This is a genomic window from Phytohabitans kaempferiae (genome assembly GCF_042433955.1).
GTDB classification, from domain to species: Bacteria; Actinomycetota; Actinomycetes; order Mycobacteriales; family Micromonosporaceae; genus Phytohabitans; species Phytohabitans kaempferiae.
In genome coordinates this window covers 113,965-128,321 of the sequence record NZ_JBHLUH010000064.1, presented here as the reverse complement: position 1 = coordinate 128,321, position 14,357 = coordinate 113,965, and the positions used below count along the sequence as shown (strand labels likewise).

The window sequence follows — 14,357 nt, the reverse complement described above, 5'->3', positions numbered from 1 at the left end:
CCGGCTCAAACCCATCCGCCCACTAGCTGACAGATTGGAGCCGGGTCTGTAATGTCCTGGTCACCGACCCACCAAGCAGTCGAACACGAGGATCTGCCTCGGCTACGCGACCTGCTCGACGCGGGCGCCGATATCGAAGACGACAACGGCGATGGTTGGACCCTGCTGCGTCACGCCATTGATGTCGAACACGACGGCCATGTCCAGACTGGCACGCCGCTCCACGTCGATGTCACCGCGTTCCTGCTCGCCCGAGGAGCTGATCCACTGCGCCGCACCAACGGCATCTCGGTCATCGAGGAAGCCGAGATCAGCGGACATTGGCTGGCAGCGGAGATCATGCGAGCGTGGACCAATCGAACGCAGACCGCACCAACCCGACGACAGCCAGGGTGCGCCGCATCCAACGGCTGACGACACCTCGGGGCCACTATCGACAAACCGGAACCCAAACACGAAGCGGAGAGGGCGCAGTATGAAGCGCCGATCGGCATCCGCGTCCGGACCGGCGTATCCGATGTTCAGATGACGGGGTTATGGCCGGCTCACCGCCCTCGAGCGACTGCGCCGAGGGCGCGGGTGCCGTGTTGGACGACCACTACCCGCACGATCGTGCCGAGGAACGACTGCCGAGGGCCGCCGGTGTTCAGGTAGCGGGCGACCAGGGCCGGGATGCGTACGGTCGTCCAGAGCAGCACGATGACGACGAGCAGGTTCGCGGTCGCGCCGGGGTCGCCGGGCAGGCCGAGCATCGGCAGCATGTGCTGCGGGTCCAGCAGCATCCAGCTACCGGCCTGCAGCGTGAACGCCTGCAGGACTGGTGTGACCAGGCAGCCCGCGGTGGCTTGCCACCACAGCCGGGCGATCGGGTCGGTCTGTGGCAGGGCGTGCAGGGCCAGGGCGATCGGTGCGATCACCGCCAGCACCAGCAGCCCGGCGACCCGGGATACCAGGGCGAGCGTGGTGGTGGCCAGCAGCACAGCGATGATGCCGATCAGGACCGCGGCCAGCAGCGGTGAGGTCGGGTTCTGCGCGGCCGCCTGGACCTGTGCGGACATCGCCCGCAGGGCGCCGGTGTCGTCCAGGCGCTGCCCGGTGACAGCGGCGGTGACCGCGTTCGCCAGCCGGATCAGGGTGGACAGCAGCAGCGAGGTGAAGTGCGCGGCGACGAACCCGACGACCGCGCGGGGCAGCAGGTCCTTGACGGTGTAGCGGGCGCGTTCGTCGCTCCCGCCGACCATGACCAGGGTGCCGGCAGCGACGAACACGAGCACGAAGGTGGCGTTGACGATCGCGACGCTGCGGCCGGTCAACGCCTGAACCTGGGGCAGGGCGGTGATGTTCGGGCTGACCAGCAGACCGTGTTCGATGATCTTCAGGATGGCCAGGAACGCGTCGACGACCTGTTTGAGCAGCCAGGCGGCGACGCCGTTCATGGCGCCGGCGATGGAGAGCACGTCGAAGGGCCACATCATCGCCTCACCGGGGCAGCAGGGACTGCAGGATGCCCAGCACGACCGGCGACAGCACGGCCAGGGCGTAGCCGATCAGGGCGTTCTTGAACGCCTCCTTCGACTTGTCGACCTGGGCCGGGTCACCACCGGCGGTGGCCCGGTAGACGCCGGCCAGGACCAGGTAGAGGGTGGCGATCGCGGCGAGGATCCCCATCACCCAGAACCGCAGGTTGTTGATAACCGCGCGTAGTGCCGCGGTGTTGGCGTCATCGCCGGGCGCGGCGAACGCGGCGGCCGGCACGGACAGGATCAGCACCACCGTGGCGACATGCGCCAGCAGGTGAGCGCCGGTGCGCAGGCGGCGGCGAGGATAGGTGAGGGCACGCGGGCGTGCCGGGATACGAAACATGACGGTTTCACCTCCCGCCCCGGCCCGCCGGGCACCCAACCCGGCCAAAGGCTGGGGTGGGGCGCGGAAAGTGGGGCGACGTCGGGCGGTCAAAAGGGGGAGCCCGCCGCCGGGCCAGCAGTGCGCGTCGAGCCGTCAACAACGGTGGCCCTCGGGAGGAGCTGCTCCTCCCTGCAGGTGGGCGTGTTCGACGTGTGTCAGCGCATCGAATGGCGCGGCACCCGAGGGCACCCAGCTTCGGCCAACGTGCCTGGTACGCCCGGCGGCGAGGCAAGAGCCAAGCGACCTCCCGCGCGTTCCAGGGCCGTTCTGCTCTCGCACCCCCTAACCGGGCTTTGTGAGAGCTGGCGAACGCACCCCGCCTCTCACACCACACTCACACCGGCCTCACAGTCCAGCGTGCGGCTTGTCCTTTCGCAGCTGGCCTGCTCTGTTCTCGAAATTTCGCACCGACCGGCAGGCGCCGTCCGTGCGCCCACGCGCTGTTATACAAGGCGAAAGCGGGCCGAGGGCTTCCGGCATCATGTTCGTCGAAAGCCCTCGGCCCGCCGGGTACGAAAAGGGACTCGGCGAGGTCTTCAGGCCGCGGCGAGCGCCGCGCCCGCAGTGGCCGGGTGGGGGCGGCGGGCAGCAGCGGCAGCGGCGCGGATCGCGTCCCGGTGCTCGGCCTGCTTGGCGATCTGTTCGGCGGCCTCGGGGGACAGCGTGCCGGTCAGTTCGCCGTTGGCGAGGGCGGCGGCGATGCGGGCGTCGGCGCGCATCAGCCTCATCCGTAGGGCGTCCACGCTGAGGCCGTGTGCGGCGGCGATCGGTTCGGGGGCCCGGTGTCCGAGCCGGATGTCGATGTAGGGCTGGGTGTCCTCGTCATCGATCAGGCCCAGCTGGTTGGCCCGTTCGACCAGCAGGTCCGGGTGCCCGTACGGCCGCTTCGGGATACGCGGGCCGGCGGCGACCTGCTCGATGTCCGGCACCGGCAGCAGCGTGTGCTGGGCCAGGCGCAGCGCCCGCCCGGCCCGGAAGGCGGCCCCACGCAGGCATGCGTGCGGGGCGGGCCTTGCCAGGTCGACGGTGTCTTTCAGCGCGGTCAGGAAGCCGGTCAGGACCTCGGCGTCGATGTCGTCCGGGTCCCCTTGGTAGCCGTCGCACAGGTCGGCGGCGATACGGACCAGGGCCGGCATCGCCATGCCCACCGCGGCGATGACCCACTGCGGCCCGGACAGGCGGGCACGCAGGACGAGCTCGCGCCAGACCGCGTCCCGTGCCGGGTAGGCGCGCGGATGCTCCAGCAGCCAGTCCCGCAGGTCGGTCAAAGGCACCTGACCGACCGGCAGGCCCAGGTCGCCGCCGAGCCGGTCACAGTCCAGCGACAGCGGCGCGGGACCGGTGGTCAAAGCGGCGAACGCGGTGTCCGCAGCCTGCAGCGGCGAGGTCGGAAAGTCGTTCTCGGACGCGGTCATGCCACATCTCCCATGACAGAAACAAGGGCTCCAGTCCCGACCCGTCCAGGGGACAGGCCGTCCCCGGTAGTGCGCCATACGGCTCTGCCACCACGGTCACAGCGCTGCCCAACGCACCTTTCCGCCGCGTCGCAGATGCCGCACGGTCTCGGTCACACCGGTCTCACAGCACCGGAACACATCCTCTGTTATCGATGCCGGCAGCGGGTCGGAAGGGGTTCTGACCTGGCAGTGTGACCGTCTGCCTGACACGGCTGGGAATGGATGACCGGGCGGCAGTTCAGAGGGCTGTCGCAGGCGGCGCATCGGTCATGCCCGGCTCTGACACGTCTCTCGCACCCCTGTCACAGCCAGTCTTACGCTGCTGTCGCAGCCGGCTTCCTGGCACACGCCGGCCCGCCGGACACAGGCGTCCGTCTAACAGGACCTCTGTCCGCCCGCGGTCACGGTCACCCGTCGCGTCGACCGCCAGGACACGCGCACGTCCTACCTGTCCTTCCCCCGCGAGCGGTCATCGACGCCAGCGGACGGACCCGTGACCGGACACACCATGTCCCCGCTGGCGGTCGGCGTTCGTGACCGGCGCCCGCCCTACGCGACACACGTCCGACTGTCCTGACCCGGCGTGCTGTCCGCGTCCCCGTCCGCCGCACGACCCAGGCATGACCGTTGACATCCCCTGAAGTCCTTTCCGCTGACCCGCGCCATCGACGCCCGAGGCCTGCGTCCGGGCCACGCGGTCAAGCGGTCTGCCCGAGGGCTGTTGACAGCCCGTGCACCGGAACGTCCCGTCGGGGCACTTCGATCCACGCGCGTCCGCAGGGCCGCACCGACCCCGTGTCCCCCTGTCGATGGTCCTCGCCACCGCCGGCGGCGTGGCGGGAAGCGGCGTGCCTTCGCGCGCCCCCGCCCACGGACAGGTGGACGAATCGGGACTGTGTTCGCGTGTGAGAGCGGTGTGAGAGGCGGGGAGCGTTCGTCAGCTCTCACAAACCCCGGTTAGGGGGTGTCAGCGCATCGCGGCGTGGCGCGGAGCCCACCACTTTGATGAGCACGCACCCGCCTTCCATCCCGTCTCCTGTCCCCGACCCTTCGGGCGACGCCGATCTGGTCCCTGGTGACCCGCCGGTGCCGATCACGGTCTGGCGTACCGCCGGCCACAACGACGAGCCCACCAACACCGTCACCGTCCGGTTGGCGTACCGGCTGGTGTCCGCGTACAGCCGGCCCGGTGAGGCGGTCGTCGACCTGACCGACGGCCACGCCCTCACCGGCGCCTGCCTGCGTGGGCGTCGGCTGCACCACCCGGCGTGGTTCACCGACAACGCCTCCCTGATCATCGGCCCCACCCACACCGCAGGCGAGGACGAGTCCGCCGACCCCGCCGGCCCGGCCGAGCCCGGCAGTGCCGCGGCCGGGCACACATGGCTTGAGGAGGACGGTCCGGAGCCGCCGGAGCTGTCCGCCTGGTTCGGCGACGACCTGACCGATCCCGACCTGCCCCCGCCGGCCGAACCGGTCCCGCCGCTGCCGGCCGACGGCAGTCTGCTGGGCGCCACCAGTCTCGTGGTCGCCGCGTGGCCGTTGCACGGCGACGATGCCGCGGCCCGGGTGCGGTTGGCGTGGCTGCTGGCCGCCTGCGCCAAGCTGCTGCGCCCGGGCGGCTGCCTGGTGCTGGTGGTTGGTGTCCCGGCCGGGTTGGCGGCCACGCCGGAGGACTTCGGTCCGCTGGTCGTCGCCGCCGCCAGTGCGGGGCTGGGCTACCTGCAGCACATCGTCGCGGTCGCGGCCCGCGCCGACGGCGACCACTTCGTCTACCACGTCCGCCCGCACGAACTCGTCCCGCCCGCAGACGGCGGCGGTGGGGCGCAGGTGGTGGTGCACGCCCGCGTGCACGCCGACCTGCTCGTGTTCACCCCGACCGGCGGTGGCCGCCATGCCTGACCGCCAAGACAAGCACCACCACACCCTCGACAACAGCCTGGACCCGACCGCCCCGACATCCGCCACGAGCACCGAACACGACGAGCAGCACCCGGGCGATCCCAGCGCGGAGCGCCTCTCGGTGTGGGTGACGGCGCAGCGGACCGGGCCGGTACAGCGGCGCGGACGCTACGTGGCCGGGTCGGTGGCGCATCCGGCGCGGATGCTGCCGGCGATCGCCGCGCACGCGATCTCCGCCTACTCCCGACCGGGGGATCTGGTACTGGACCCGATGTGCGGGATCGGCACCACCCTGGTCGAGGCGGTCCACGCCGGACGGGACGCGATCGGAGTGGAGTACGAGTCCCGCTGGTCGGACGTCGCCGACGCCAACCTCGCCCACGCCCACACCCAAGGCGCCACCGGCCACGGCTCGGTCATTCGCGGTGACGCCACCCGGATCGGTTCCCTGCTGCCCACCGCGCTGCACGGGCAGGTCGCGTTGGTAGTGACCTCCCCGCCCTACGGGCCGACCGTGCACGGCCTCGTTCGCCCGGAAGCCGGGGCCGGCGTGCACAAGTCCGACAACCGCTACAACGACGGCACCGACAAAGGCAACCTGGCCTACCGGGACCTGCCCGGCCTGGCCGCCGGGTTCACCCAGATCCTGGCCGGCTGCGCACAACTTCTGCGGCCCGGCGGGGTCGTGGTGGTCACGGCCCGGCCGTGGCGGCGCCGCGGCGAACTGGTCGACCTGCCCTCCGCAGTCATCGCCGCCGGCACCACCGCCGGGCTGGTGCCGGTGGAACGGTGCGTGGCACTGCTGGCCGCCGTCCGCGACGGCGCACTGGTCGCCCGGCCGTCGTTCTTCCAACTGGCCGCCGTCCGCAAGGCCCGCGCCGGCGGGGTGCCGATGCACCTGATCGCGCACGAGGACGTCCTCGTCCTGACCAAACCACCAATTTCCGGCAGTTCGGCCGGCCTGGACGGTTCAGGCCGGGGGCCGGGGGTGTCGTCGTGACCGGGCCGGCCCTGCGGATGCTGTCCCTGGGCGCCGGGGTGCAGAGCAGCACCCTGCTGGTGCTCGCCGCGACCGGTGCGATCCCCACGTTCGACGCGGCCGTGTTCGCCGACACGGGCTGGGAACCGGCAGCGGTGTACAGGCATCTGCTGCGGCTGTCGGTGATCGCCGATGCGGCGGGCATTCCGTTGGTGCGGGTCTCCAACGGGCACATCCGCGACGACGCCCTCGACCCGCGGCACCGGTTCGCGTCGATGCCGCTGTTCACCCTCGGCCCGAACGGCGAACAAGGTATGGCTCGTCGTCAATGTACGAACGAGTACAAGATCAAGCCGATCAAGCGGGAGGTCCGCGCCCGGCTCGGCTACCCGCACCCGCGCCGGGTCCCGGCCGGCGTGTACGCGCAGATGGCGATCGGTATCTCCGTCGACGAGATCGGCCGTGCCCGGGACGCCGACGTGCGGTACATGCGGCACACCTTCCCGCTGCTCGACCTGGGCTGGCGGCGCGGGGACTGTGTGACATTCCTGGCCGAGCACGGCCTGGCGGACACGCCACGCAGCGCGTGTGTTGGGTGCCCCTTCCACAACGACGTGTTCTGGCAGCGGCTCAAGAGCGGCAGCCCACGTGAGTGGGCCGACGCGGTCGCGTTCGACGCCGCGATCCGGCACGGGTCGGCCCGCGCCAACGCCGATGGACATCCGCTGCGTGGCCGGTTCTTCCTGCACTCCGCCCGGATCCCGCTGGACCAGGTGGAGCTTCGGTCCGACCGCGGCGCGGGGCGGCAGGGGTGCGGGCCGTGGACCTGCCGCACCGACCCCACCAACCCACCTGAAGCGGCGGGTGGGGTGGGGTTGCGGGAGGTGGCGTGAGCCTTGCCCACACCACCACCGCAGAGTTGCGGGTCGGGTCGCTGTGTACCGGCTACGGCGGTCTCGACCTGGCCGTCGAGCTGGTGCTGCGCGGCCGGCTGGCCTGGTACGCCGAAACCGACCCTCATGCCGCCCGGGTGCTGGCCGCCCGCTGGCCAGCCGTGCCCAACCTCGGCGACATCCGCGCCGTCGACTGGCCCGGTGTTGAGCCCGTTGACGTGCTCACCGCCGGTTTCCCCTGCCAGGACATCTCCAACGCCGGTAAACGCGCCGGTATCCACGGTGTCCACAGCAGCCTGTGGAAAACCGTCGCCGACGCCGTTCGCGCGCTTCAACCACCGCTGGTGTTCGTGGAGAACGTGGCCGCGCTCCTCCGCCGGGGTCTCGACGTCGTGCACGCCGACCTGGCCGCGCTCGGGTACGACACGCGGTGGCTTTGCCTACGCGCATCCGACATCGGTGCCGCCCACCGACGGGACCGGCTGTTCCTGCTGGCCATCCGAACCGATCGCGCCGCTGACGACGTTGCCGACGCCGTGCGCGCGTGACGGCAAAGGCCCCGGCATGCCACGCGGCCTACCCGACCTCACCCAGACCAGTGGCATCGAACCGGTGCTGCTGCCCACGCCAACCGCGGCCACGGCCGGCTCCAACCGCTCCGTCTCGCCCGGGGCGGCCCGCCGGCCGGCCCTGCCCCAACTGGTCCGCGAACTCGGGTCCGGGGTCCTGCTGCCGACGCCGACCGCCGGCGGCGGCACCGGCTACATGAGCGGCGCCCACCGCGACACCTGGCGCCCCACACTCGAATCGGCCGTCCGTGGTTACCAACCGGTCCGGGGCGGCCGACCCGACCAGCCCAACACGCTGTTGCCGACTCCGACGGTGGCGGACTCGCGGTCGTCAGCGAACGCCACCGCCGGCCGCAGCAGCCCACAGGCGGGCCACGCCGGCCGCACCCTGACCGACGCCGCCCGGCTGCTGCCCACCCCACGCGCCACCGACGGCACCAAGGGCTGCCCCGGACAGCGCGGCTCACACGGCGACCTGACCCTGCCCTCGGCGGCCGTCCAGGTCGCCCGGCTCCTGCCCACCCCGACCGTCTCCGACAGCCGAGGACCCGGGGTCCGTCAGGGCGGGCAGAACCTGCGCACCACCATCAGCGTCCTCCCACCCGACCCCGCCACCACCGTCGCCGCGGTGCCGGAGCCGGGCCGGTGGGGCATCTACGCCGACGCGGTCGCCCGCTGGCAGGCCCTGCTCGGCCGTCCCGCACCCGACCCGACCCAGCCGGGCCAGCACGGCAAACCCGTCCTGGCCCCACCGTTCGTCGAATGGCTCATGGGCCTCGAGCCCGGCTGGGTCACCGACCTCGGCCTGCCCCGCACCCTCGCCCTGCGCGTGCTCGGCAACGGCGTCGTCCCCCAACAAGCAGCCGCCGCCCTGCGCCTGCTGCTGTGCCCACACCGCTGGGCGGCACACCAATGACCACCCACAACCAGCCGAAGCCACCCCTTGAGGAGTTCGCGTACCAGCGGCGGGGCCCGGTCAGCCTCTACCTCGGCGACGCCCACCAGGTGCTGTCCGCCATGCCGGACGACAGCGTCGACTGCCTCATCACATCGCCACCGTTCTGGGGGCTGCGGGACTACGGCACCGGCACCTGGCACGGCGGCGACCCCACCTGCCCACACCCGCTGGGCCGGACCCGCCGCACCGACGGCACCATCTGCCCAACCTGCCGGGCACGGTGGGTCGACCCGCAGTACGGCCTCGAACCCAGCCTGGACGACTACCTCGCCCACCTGGTCGCCGTGTTCGACCAAGCCCGCAGGGTCCTGGCACCGACCGGAACGTGCTGGGTCAACCTCGGCGACAGCTACAGCTCCGGCAACCGCCTCGCCTACGACACCACCAGCGGCATCACCGGCCACCGGCAACTCCCCACACCACGGCGGCCGGCGCCGCTACCGGCCAAGAACCTGATCGGCGTGCCCTGGCGAGCCGCGCTAGCTCTTCAAGCCTCCGGATGGATCCTGCGCAACGCCGTGGTGTGGGCCAAAACCAACCCGATGCCCGAGTCCGTCCGCGACCGGCTCTCGACCACCTACGAACTGCTGTTCCTGTTCACCCGCTCACACACCTACCACTTCGACCTCGACCCCATCCGCATCCCACTCACCCGGCCCGACGCCGCCGACGGCACCCGCGTCTTCGGCGGCATCCACAAAGGACAAACTGGTGGCCTCGAGGCCACCAGCCGGCGGCGCGGCACCAACCGGCACGGCGCAGGCAAGCACACAAGCAAGATGGCTGCCGGTGCCGGGGCGGGCAACCTCCGACCGGTCGGACACGCCCACACCGCAGCCCACCCGACCGGACGAAACCCCGGCGACGTGTGGCGCATCGCCACCCGCCCCTACCACGGAGCGCACGTCGCCCCGTTCCCGCTCGACCTACCGCTACGCGCGCTCGCCGCAGGCTGCCCCGAAGGCGGGCTCGTCCTGGACCCGTTCTGCGGCGCCGGCACCACCGGCCTCGCAGCCCTCCAACTCGGACGCAGGTTCGCCGGCATCGACATCAGCGCCGCGTTCCTCGACGAGACCCTGACCAGGCTCACGCCCCACCTTCCCGACACCGGCCACGCGCAGGCGCCGCGGTGAGCCTGCACACCGTGCCGGTCACCTTCGCCCAAGCCCGGCAGTTCGTGACCGACTGGCACCGCCACCACCGGCCGCCACCCGGACCACAAGTTCTCCATCGGCGTCGCCAACGACGAGGTGCTGGTCGGGGTCGCGATCGTCGGCCGGCCGGTGGCCCGGCACCTCGATGACGGACAGACCCTACCCGCAACCCCGGATATCAGAAGTTGCGGAATAGCTTGCCGCTCGAGCCTTCCTGGACTACATCGCTTGAGCTGTCCAGGGGTGAGGTCCGGCCAAGCATCAGAGTTCCGCCTGTGTTAGCAGGCGGTTGATCCAGTCAGCTGGTAGGAGTGGTGCGGCTGCGGCCGCTTCGACGACGTCCAAGTCGTCGTCGGTCAACAGCGCGGGCAGGCAGCCAACCGTCAGGTTGGGGTGTTCGGCGGCCGCCCGCCGGACGTGCGGCTCGGGGTCGCTCGTGAGCAGGTCGACGAGGTTGGCTGGGAGGTCCTTGTCGCAGAGGGCGAGGCGCCGCAGTCGAGGCAACTCCGACACGGCGAAATCGGCGAACGCGGCCCGCGGGAAGTTCGGGCGCTCCACCAGCAACGGCCTGATGTGCATGGTGTCGCCGTGGTCACGTACCAGCTGCTCGAGGATCTGTGCTGGAGCGTCGTGCGTCTTTGCCGCAATGCGGCGGACCTCAATGTCCGGGTCGGCCAGCAGTCGGTCGATGGCTTGCCGGGGCAGGCCGGGAGAAGCGGCGACGGCCTCTCGGAAGAATGCATGTGGGGAGTCGAGGTAGGCGAGGCGTTCGTCCAGGGGCGCCTCCCATAGCCAGCCGAGGCTTGCCTTGTCCCGCCAGGCGTTGCGTAGGAAGTACGGGATGATGAAGCGGTTCGCTTGACCCTCCTCGGCCTCCAGGCTTGCCAGTATTCGCACGCGCACGGCCTCGGGCGTGGTCGGGTTCTGAACCAGGCGGATCCGCACCAGTGGGTCCGAGTCCTGGGTGAGCTTCTCGCGTGTCGACGCGGGCAGGTCGGGGTGAATCGCCAGGGCGGCCCGGACACGGTCGTCCGGCGAGGCGGCGAGCTCGGCGGCAAGGGCCGGCGCGAGTCTCACATGGGGCAGCGTGAGATGACGTGTGAACTCGTCGGCCAGCAGGACGGCGTGAAGATCTGGTGGCGGCGGTGGGTGCCACGGCGATAGCGCCGCAGCGCGCACGTCAGCGTCGACATCGGTCAACAGCGACCGGCGCACCGACTCAGGGGCATCCTTCCACCACTCCGCGATCGTCCTGCGGACCGTCGGATCAACGTCTGCGGCAAGCCGTGCGCGAACATCCTCGGGTGTCGAAGCATGTTCGGCGACGCGTGCCCGCACCTGTGGATCCGGGTCCTCGGCCAAGCGCGTCAACATCGCGGCAGGCACCTCGCAGCCTGGCCGTACCCGCTCCGGGATTGCATGTCGGGCGGCCGACGCGCGCACAGACGGTTCGGGATGTGTAACCAGACGCCAGCGGACTCCGGTCGGCAGGTGATCGTTGTTGCCGAGGGACTCCGCCGCCCGCACATCGCCGAGGTCCACGATGGCCTGCGCAAGGTCGTCGGTGATGTCGACGCGCCGCCGGGCGATCTGCTCCGCGGCTGCAGGCAACCGGAGCAGCCGCCGTACCGCGTCCATGGGTACCGACGGGTTGCGCGCCACACCACACAGGATCCTGATCAATCGCCTCGCGTCGTTCACGACCGGCATTTGCACGATCAATACCGTAGCTGTGCTGGCCATCGAAGCCGAAGCTGATCATCTATCGCGGCGGGAAACGGTCTGAACCCGGCCTCCGTCCACAGGCGCAATCGGACAATTTGGAGTCGAAGTCACCCGGGTCGCCACCGACGGCACACGCAACGCCTGCAGCCTGCTGTACGCGGCGGCGTGGAAGGCCGCCAAAGCCCTCGGCTACCGCCGCCTGATCACCTACAACCAGCAAGCCGAAAGCGGAGCCAGCCTACGGGCGGCCGGCTGGCGCGTGGTCGCCGCCCGGCCGCCCCGGCAGAGCTGGAACACTCCCAGCCGGCCACGCGCCGATCACGGCACAGCACGTATCGCCCGCCTGCGATGGCAGGCGCCGTCCTGAGCCAGACCCGCCCAACGGCGCGGGGCCACCCACCATCCAGCCTTGCCGCCGGCCAGTTCCGCGACCGCGTTCGCAGGTGTGTGCCGGTCGCCCTGACGGAGGCCACGATGCCGATCACCGATCCCGCTGCCACGACCACCGCCTCGGGACGGGCGCCGCACCAGCGCAAACGCCGCCCCCGGCCCGTTCCCGGTCACCATCGTGCGACCGGCCACCACCACCGCTGCCATGTTGACGGCGGTGCAACGCGACCGGCGAGGGGCAGCCAACCAACTCGGCCATCACCTCACCGAGGCCGCCCGCCGCGGGATCAACCCCTTGGTGGACAAGCCGATGCAGATGCCGCTGAGGCTGGTGCCACAGGCACCGCACATCATCCACGCCGCCCCGGCCCTGGCCGCCGCACCGCCGCCGGACGCGCTGCGGATCGGCCGCGATCTGCGTGGCCGACCCGTCGTGGTCGTGCTCCACGCCGACACATAGAGCCTCGTGCTCCACCCGGCGGGACGGGCCGGCGCCACCGCGACCAGTTCGGCGTTCCTGGACGGCTACGGCGCCGCCTTCGGGCTGACCTTCACCGAATTCACCTTCGACCACGACCCCAGCCTGCTCGGCGACGACTGGGCGGACATGGTCCACCAAGTCCTGTCCATCGCCGCCTGAAACCAGCCGCCCCTGGCGGCGGGACTACCCGGACCCGACCGGGCGCCACCTCACCCGCCAGCTCCGGGACTTGGTCGCGGGGCGCGTTGAACCGACGCGACGGCCAGGACACGCTGGCCCGGCTCGGCCTGACCACTCGCCCCTATCGGCGTCGAGGTACCGGTCACGGTCGCCGTGCGGGCGCCCAACGACGACTACGCCATCCAGGCCGGCGCCGGGCAGCTCATCGCCGCGCTCGCCGTCCTACCCGGCGCCTACCCGGCCGGGCCCTGCTCGCCTCACCACACAGGCCGACCACCCGGTCCGGCGCTGCCTGACGGCGTACGCGTTGCTGGCCGTCACGGGTCACCGCCGACAACGCCGACCACGTACCGCGCGCCGGCAACTGATCGACCAACTGGACGCCCAGCCCGGCATCAGCGGCCAGCCTCGGATGCGCCGTACCGGGCTGCCTCAGCTGGCCGACCTCGACACCTGAACACCCGCCAAGGCGTGTCAGCAAGCTCGTGCGGACGTCCAGCCCCTTCTGTCACCGGCGTCCGCAGCCATCCGGCCAAACCCGCCACCACCGGCACCCCGCCGATATCCGGACCCGCCGCGCCACGCGGCGGTCCCATCTTCTTTCTCCCGAGACGAGGCCCCCCTTTCCTCATGACCTGCCCAATGCCACCGCCACGGCGACCCACCGCAGCGGCCACCGACCGCGCAGCGACCACCCGCGTCCCCAGCCCGCCGTCCGCCAGCGCCCTGCATCAGCGGGCACCGTATCCCCGTCACCGTTGGCCGCACCGGCCAGCCCGCCACCGTAGAGCGGTCGCGGCGATGGCGGCCTTCGCCGTCGCTGTCATCGCCGCGAACTGGCTCACCTCCACCTTCAGGCTCGTCCCGGTCGGCTTCGGGCTGACCGCCACCGCAGGCACCATCGCCGCCGGATTCACGCTGCTGGCCCGGGACGTTGTCCACGACCTCGCCGGCCGCCGCGCCGTGCTGGTGTGCATCCCTGTCGGCGCCGGGCTCAGCGCAGCCACGGCCGGCCCCCACCTCGCGTTCGCCTCGGCCGCCGCGTTCGCCGTGGCCGAACTGGCCGATCTGCTGGTATACCAGCCGCTACGCCAACGCGGGTTCCTACGCGCGGTCCTGGCGTCCAACATGATCGGCGCCCCACTGGACTCCATCGTGTTCCTGACCCACGCCGGCCTGCCCGTCTGGTCGGCGCTCGCGAGCCAGATGTGGGTCAAAACCGTCGCCACGATCGTGCCCGTCGCCGCTGTGCTGGCCGCCCGTGCGTTACTACGCCACCGCCTCCGGCCCGCTCGCCGTGAAGCCATCCGCGTCGGCCGGCTCGGGCTGATCGCCACCCCGGCCGGCGGCAGCCCACCCGGGCCGGCATCGACTGGATCGCCGACAACGCCTGCTACGCCGGCCACTATCCCGGCGACGACCGGTACCGCGCCTGGCTGGGCCGCCACACCGCCCACGCCCAACGGTGCGGGTTCGCCACCGCCCCCGACGTTGTCGGCGACGCCGCCGCCACGTTGGCCAGGTCCACGCCGATGCTCGCCCGCATCCGCGACGCCGGCTACCCAGTCGCCCTGGTAGCCCAGGACGGCCTCGAACACCTACCCATCCGTGGGATTCCATCGATGCCCTGTTTGTTGGTGGCAGCACCACCTGGAAGCTGGGGCCGGCAGCAGCCGACCTGGCCGCCCAAGCCCGCGCACGCGGGCTGACCGTCCACATGGGACGAATCAACAGCCTGCGTCGGCTACGGTATGCGGCAGCAAT

Annotated in this window: 14 protein-coding genes and 1 pseudogene; 10 read left to right on the top strand and 5 right to left on the bottom strand. The window is 71.4% G+C overall.

All coding sequences use genetic code 11. The features are described from left to right. Positions 1–102: 102 nt before the first annotated feature. The 4 genes from ACFFIA_RS31165 to ACFFIA_RS31150 all read right to left on the bottom strand — a co-directional run bounded on the left by ACFFIA_RS31165 (position 103) and on the right by ACFFIA_RS31150 (position 3,320). Positions 103–321 carry a hypothetical protein gene (locus ACFFIA_RS31165; RefSeq protein ID WP_377257665.1) on the bottom strand — a complete coding sequence of 73 codons (219 nt, stop codon included), beginning with the start codon at positions 319–321 and terminating at the stop codon, positions 103–105. 224 nt (positions 322–545) lie between these two features. Next, a complete protein-coding gene (locus ACFFIA_RS31160) occupies positions 546–1,475 on the bottom strand; it encodes a TrbL/VirB6 family protein (protein ID WP_377257663.1) in 930 nt (309 codons plus the stop codon). 4 nt (positions 1,476–1,479) lie between these two features. Next, the gene (locus ACFFIA_RS31155) at positions 1,480–1,863 is read right to left on the bottom strand and encodes a pilin (protein WP_377257661.1); all 384 of its coding nucleotides are present in this window, start codon (positions 1,861–1,863) and stop codon (positions 1,480–1,482) included. A gap of 578 nt (positions 1,864–2,441) precedes the next feature. After that, entirely contained in the window at positions 2,442–3,320 is an 879-nt protein-coding gene (locus ACFFIA_RS31150; RefSeq protein ID WP_377257659.1) for a hypothetical protein, read from the bottom strand. Positions 3,321–4,367: 1,047 nt separating this feature from the next. Here ACFFIA_RS31150 and ACFFIA_RS31145 point away from each other — a divergent pair. From ACFFIA_RS31145 to ACFFIA_RS31120, 6 genes are read left to right on the top strand one after another with little or no spacing between them, the layout of a single operon-like run. Then, positions 4,368–5,264: a hypothetical protein gene (locus ACFFIA_RS31145; protein WP_377257657.1), complete on the top strand. Its 897-nt coding sequence runs from the start codon at positions 4,368–4,370 to the stop codon at positions 5,262–5,264. Next, positions 5,257–6,264, top strand: coding sequence for a TRM11 family SAM-dependent methyltransferase (locus ACFFIA_RS31140; protein WP_377257655.1), 1,008 nt, complete (start codon positions 5,257–5,259; stop codon positions 6,262–6,264). Before ACFFIA_RS31145 ends, ACFFIA_RS31140 begins: the two co-directional genes overlap by 8 nt. Next, positions 6,261–7,136, top strand: coding sequence for a hypothetical protein (locus ACFFIA_RS31135; RefSeq protein WP_377257653.1), 876 nt, complete (start codon positions 6,261–6,263; stop codon positions 7,134–7,136). Before ACFFIA_RS31140 ends, ACFFIA_RS31135 begins: the two co-directional genes overlap by 4 nt. After that, positions 7,133–7,684 carry a DNA cytosine methyltransferase gene (locus tag ACFFIA_RS31130; protein WP_377257651.1) on the top strand — a complete coding sequence of 184 codons (552 nt, stop codon included), beginning with the start codon at positions 7,133–7,135 and terminating at the stop codon, positions 7,682–7,684. Before ACFFIA_RS31135 ends, ACFFIA_RS31130 begins: the two co-directional genes overlap by 4 nt. 16 nt (positions 7,685–7,700) lie before the next feature. Continuing rightward, complete coding sequence (locus ACFFIA_RS31125) at positions 7,701–8,621, top strand: hypothetical protein (protein WP_377257649.1); 921 nt, start codon at positions 7,701–7,703, stop codon at positions 8,619–8,621. After that, positions 8,618–9,796 carry a DNA-methyltransferase gene (locus ACFFIA_RS31120; RefSeq protein ID WP_377257647.1) on the top strand — a complete coding sequence of 393 codons (1,179 nt, stop codon included), beginning with the start codon at positions 8,618–8,620 and terminating at the stop codon, positions 9,794–9,796. Before ACFFIA_RS31125 ends, ACFFIA_RS31120 begins: the two co-directional genes overlap by 4 nt. Before the next feature lie 282 nt (positions 9,797–10,078). Here ACFFIA_RS31120 and ACFFIA_RS31115 read toward each other — a convergent pair whose 3' ends face one another. Continuing rightward, entirely contained in the window at positions 10,079–11,533 is a 1,455-nt protein-coding gene (locus ACFFIA_RS31115; protein ID WP_377257645.1) for a hypothetical protein, read from the bottom strand. Between the two features lie 85 nt (positions 11,534–11,618). Here ACFFIA_RS31115 and ACFFIA_RS31110 point away from each other — a divergent pair. The 4 genes and pseudogenes from ACFFIA_RS31110 to ACFFIA_RS31095 form a co-directional block, all read left to right on the top strand. Further along, positions 11,619–11,909: pseudogene (locus ACFFIA_RS31110) on the top strand (XF1762 family protein); the annotation flags it as partial. 228 nt (positions 11,910–12,137) lie between these two features. Continuing rightward, complete coding sequence (locus ACFFIA_RS31105; RefSeq protein WP_377257643.1) at positions 12,138–12,392, top strand: hypothetical protein; 255 nt, start codon at positions 12,138–12,140, stop codon at positions 12,390–12,392. A 6-nt stretch (positions 12,393–12,398) separates the two neighbouring features. Then, complete coding sequence (locus ACFFIA_RS31100) at positions 12,399–12,572, top strand: hypothetical protein (RefSeq protein WP_377257641.1); 174 nt, start codon at positions 12,399–12,401, stop codon at positions 12,570–12,572. Positions 12,573–13,394: 822 nt separating this feature from the next. Next, entirely contained in the window at positions 13,395–14,171 is a 777-nt protein-coding gene (locus ACFFIA_RS31095; protein WP_377257639.1) for a VUT family protein, read from the top strand. Positions 14,172–14,357 lie beyond the last annotated feature (186 nt).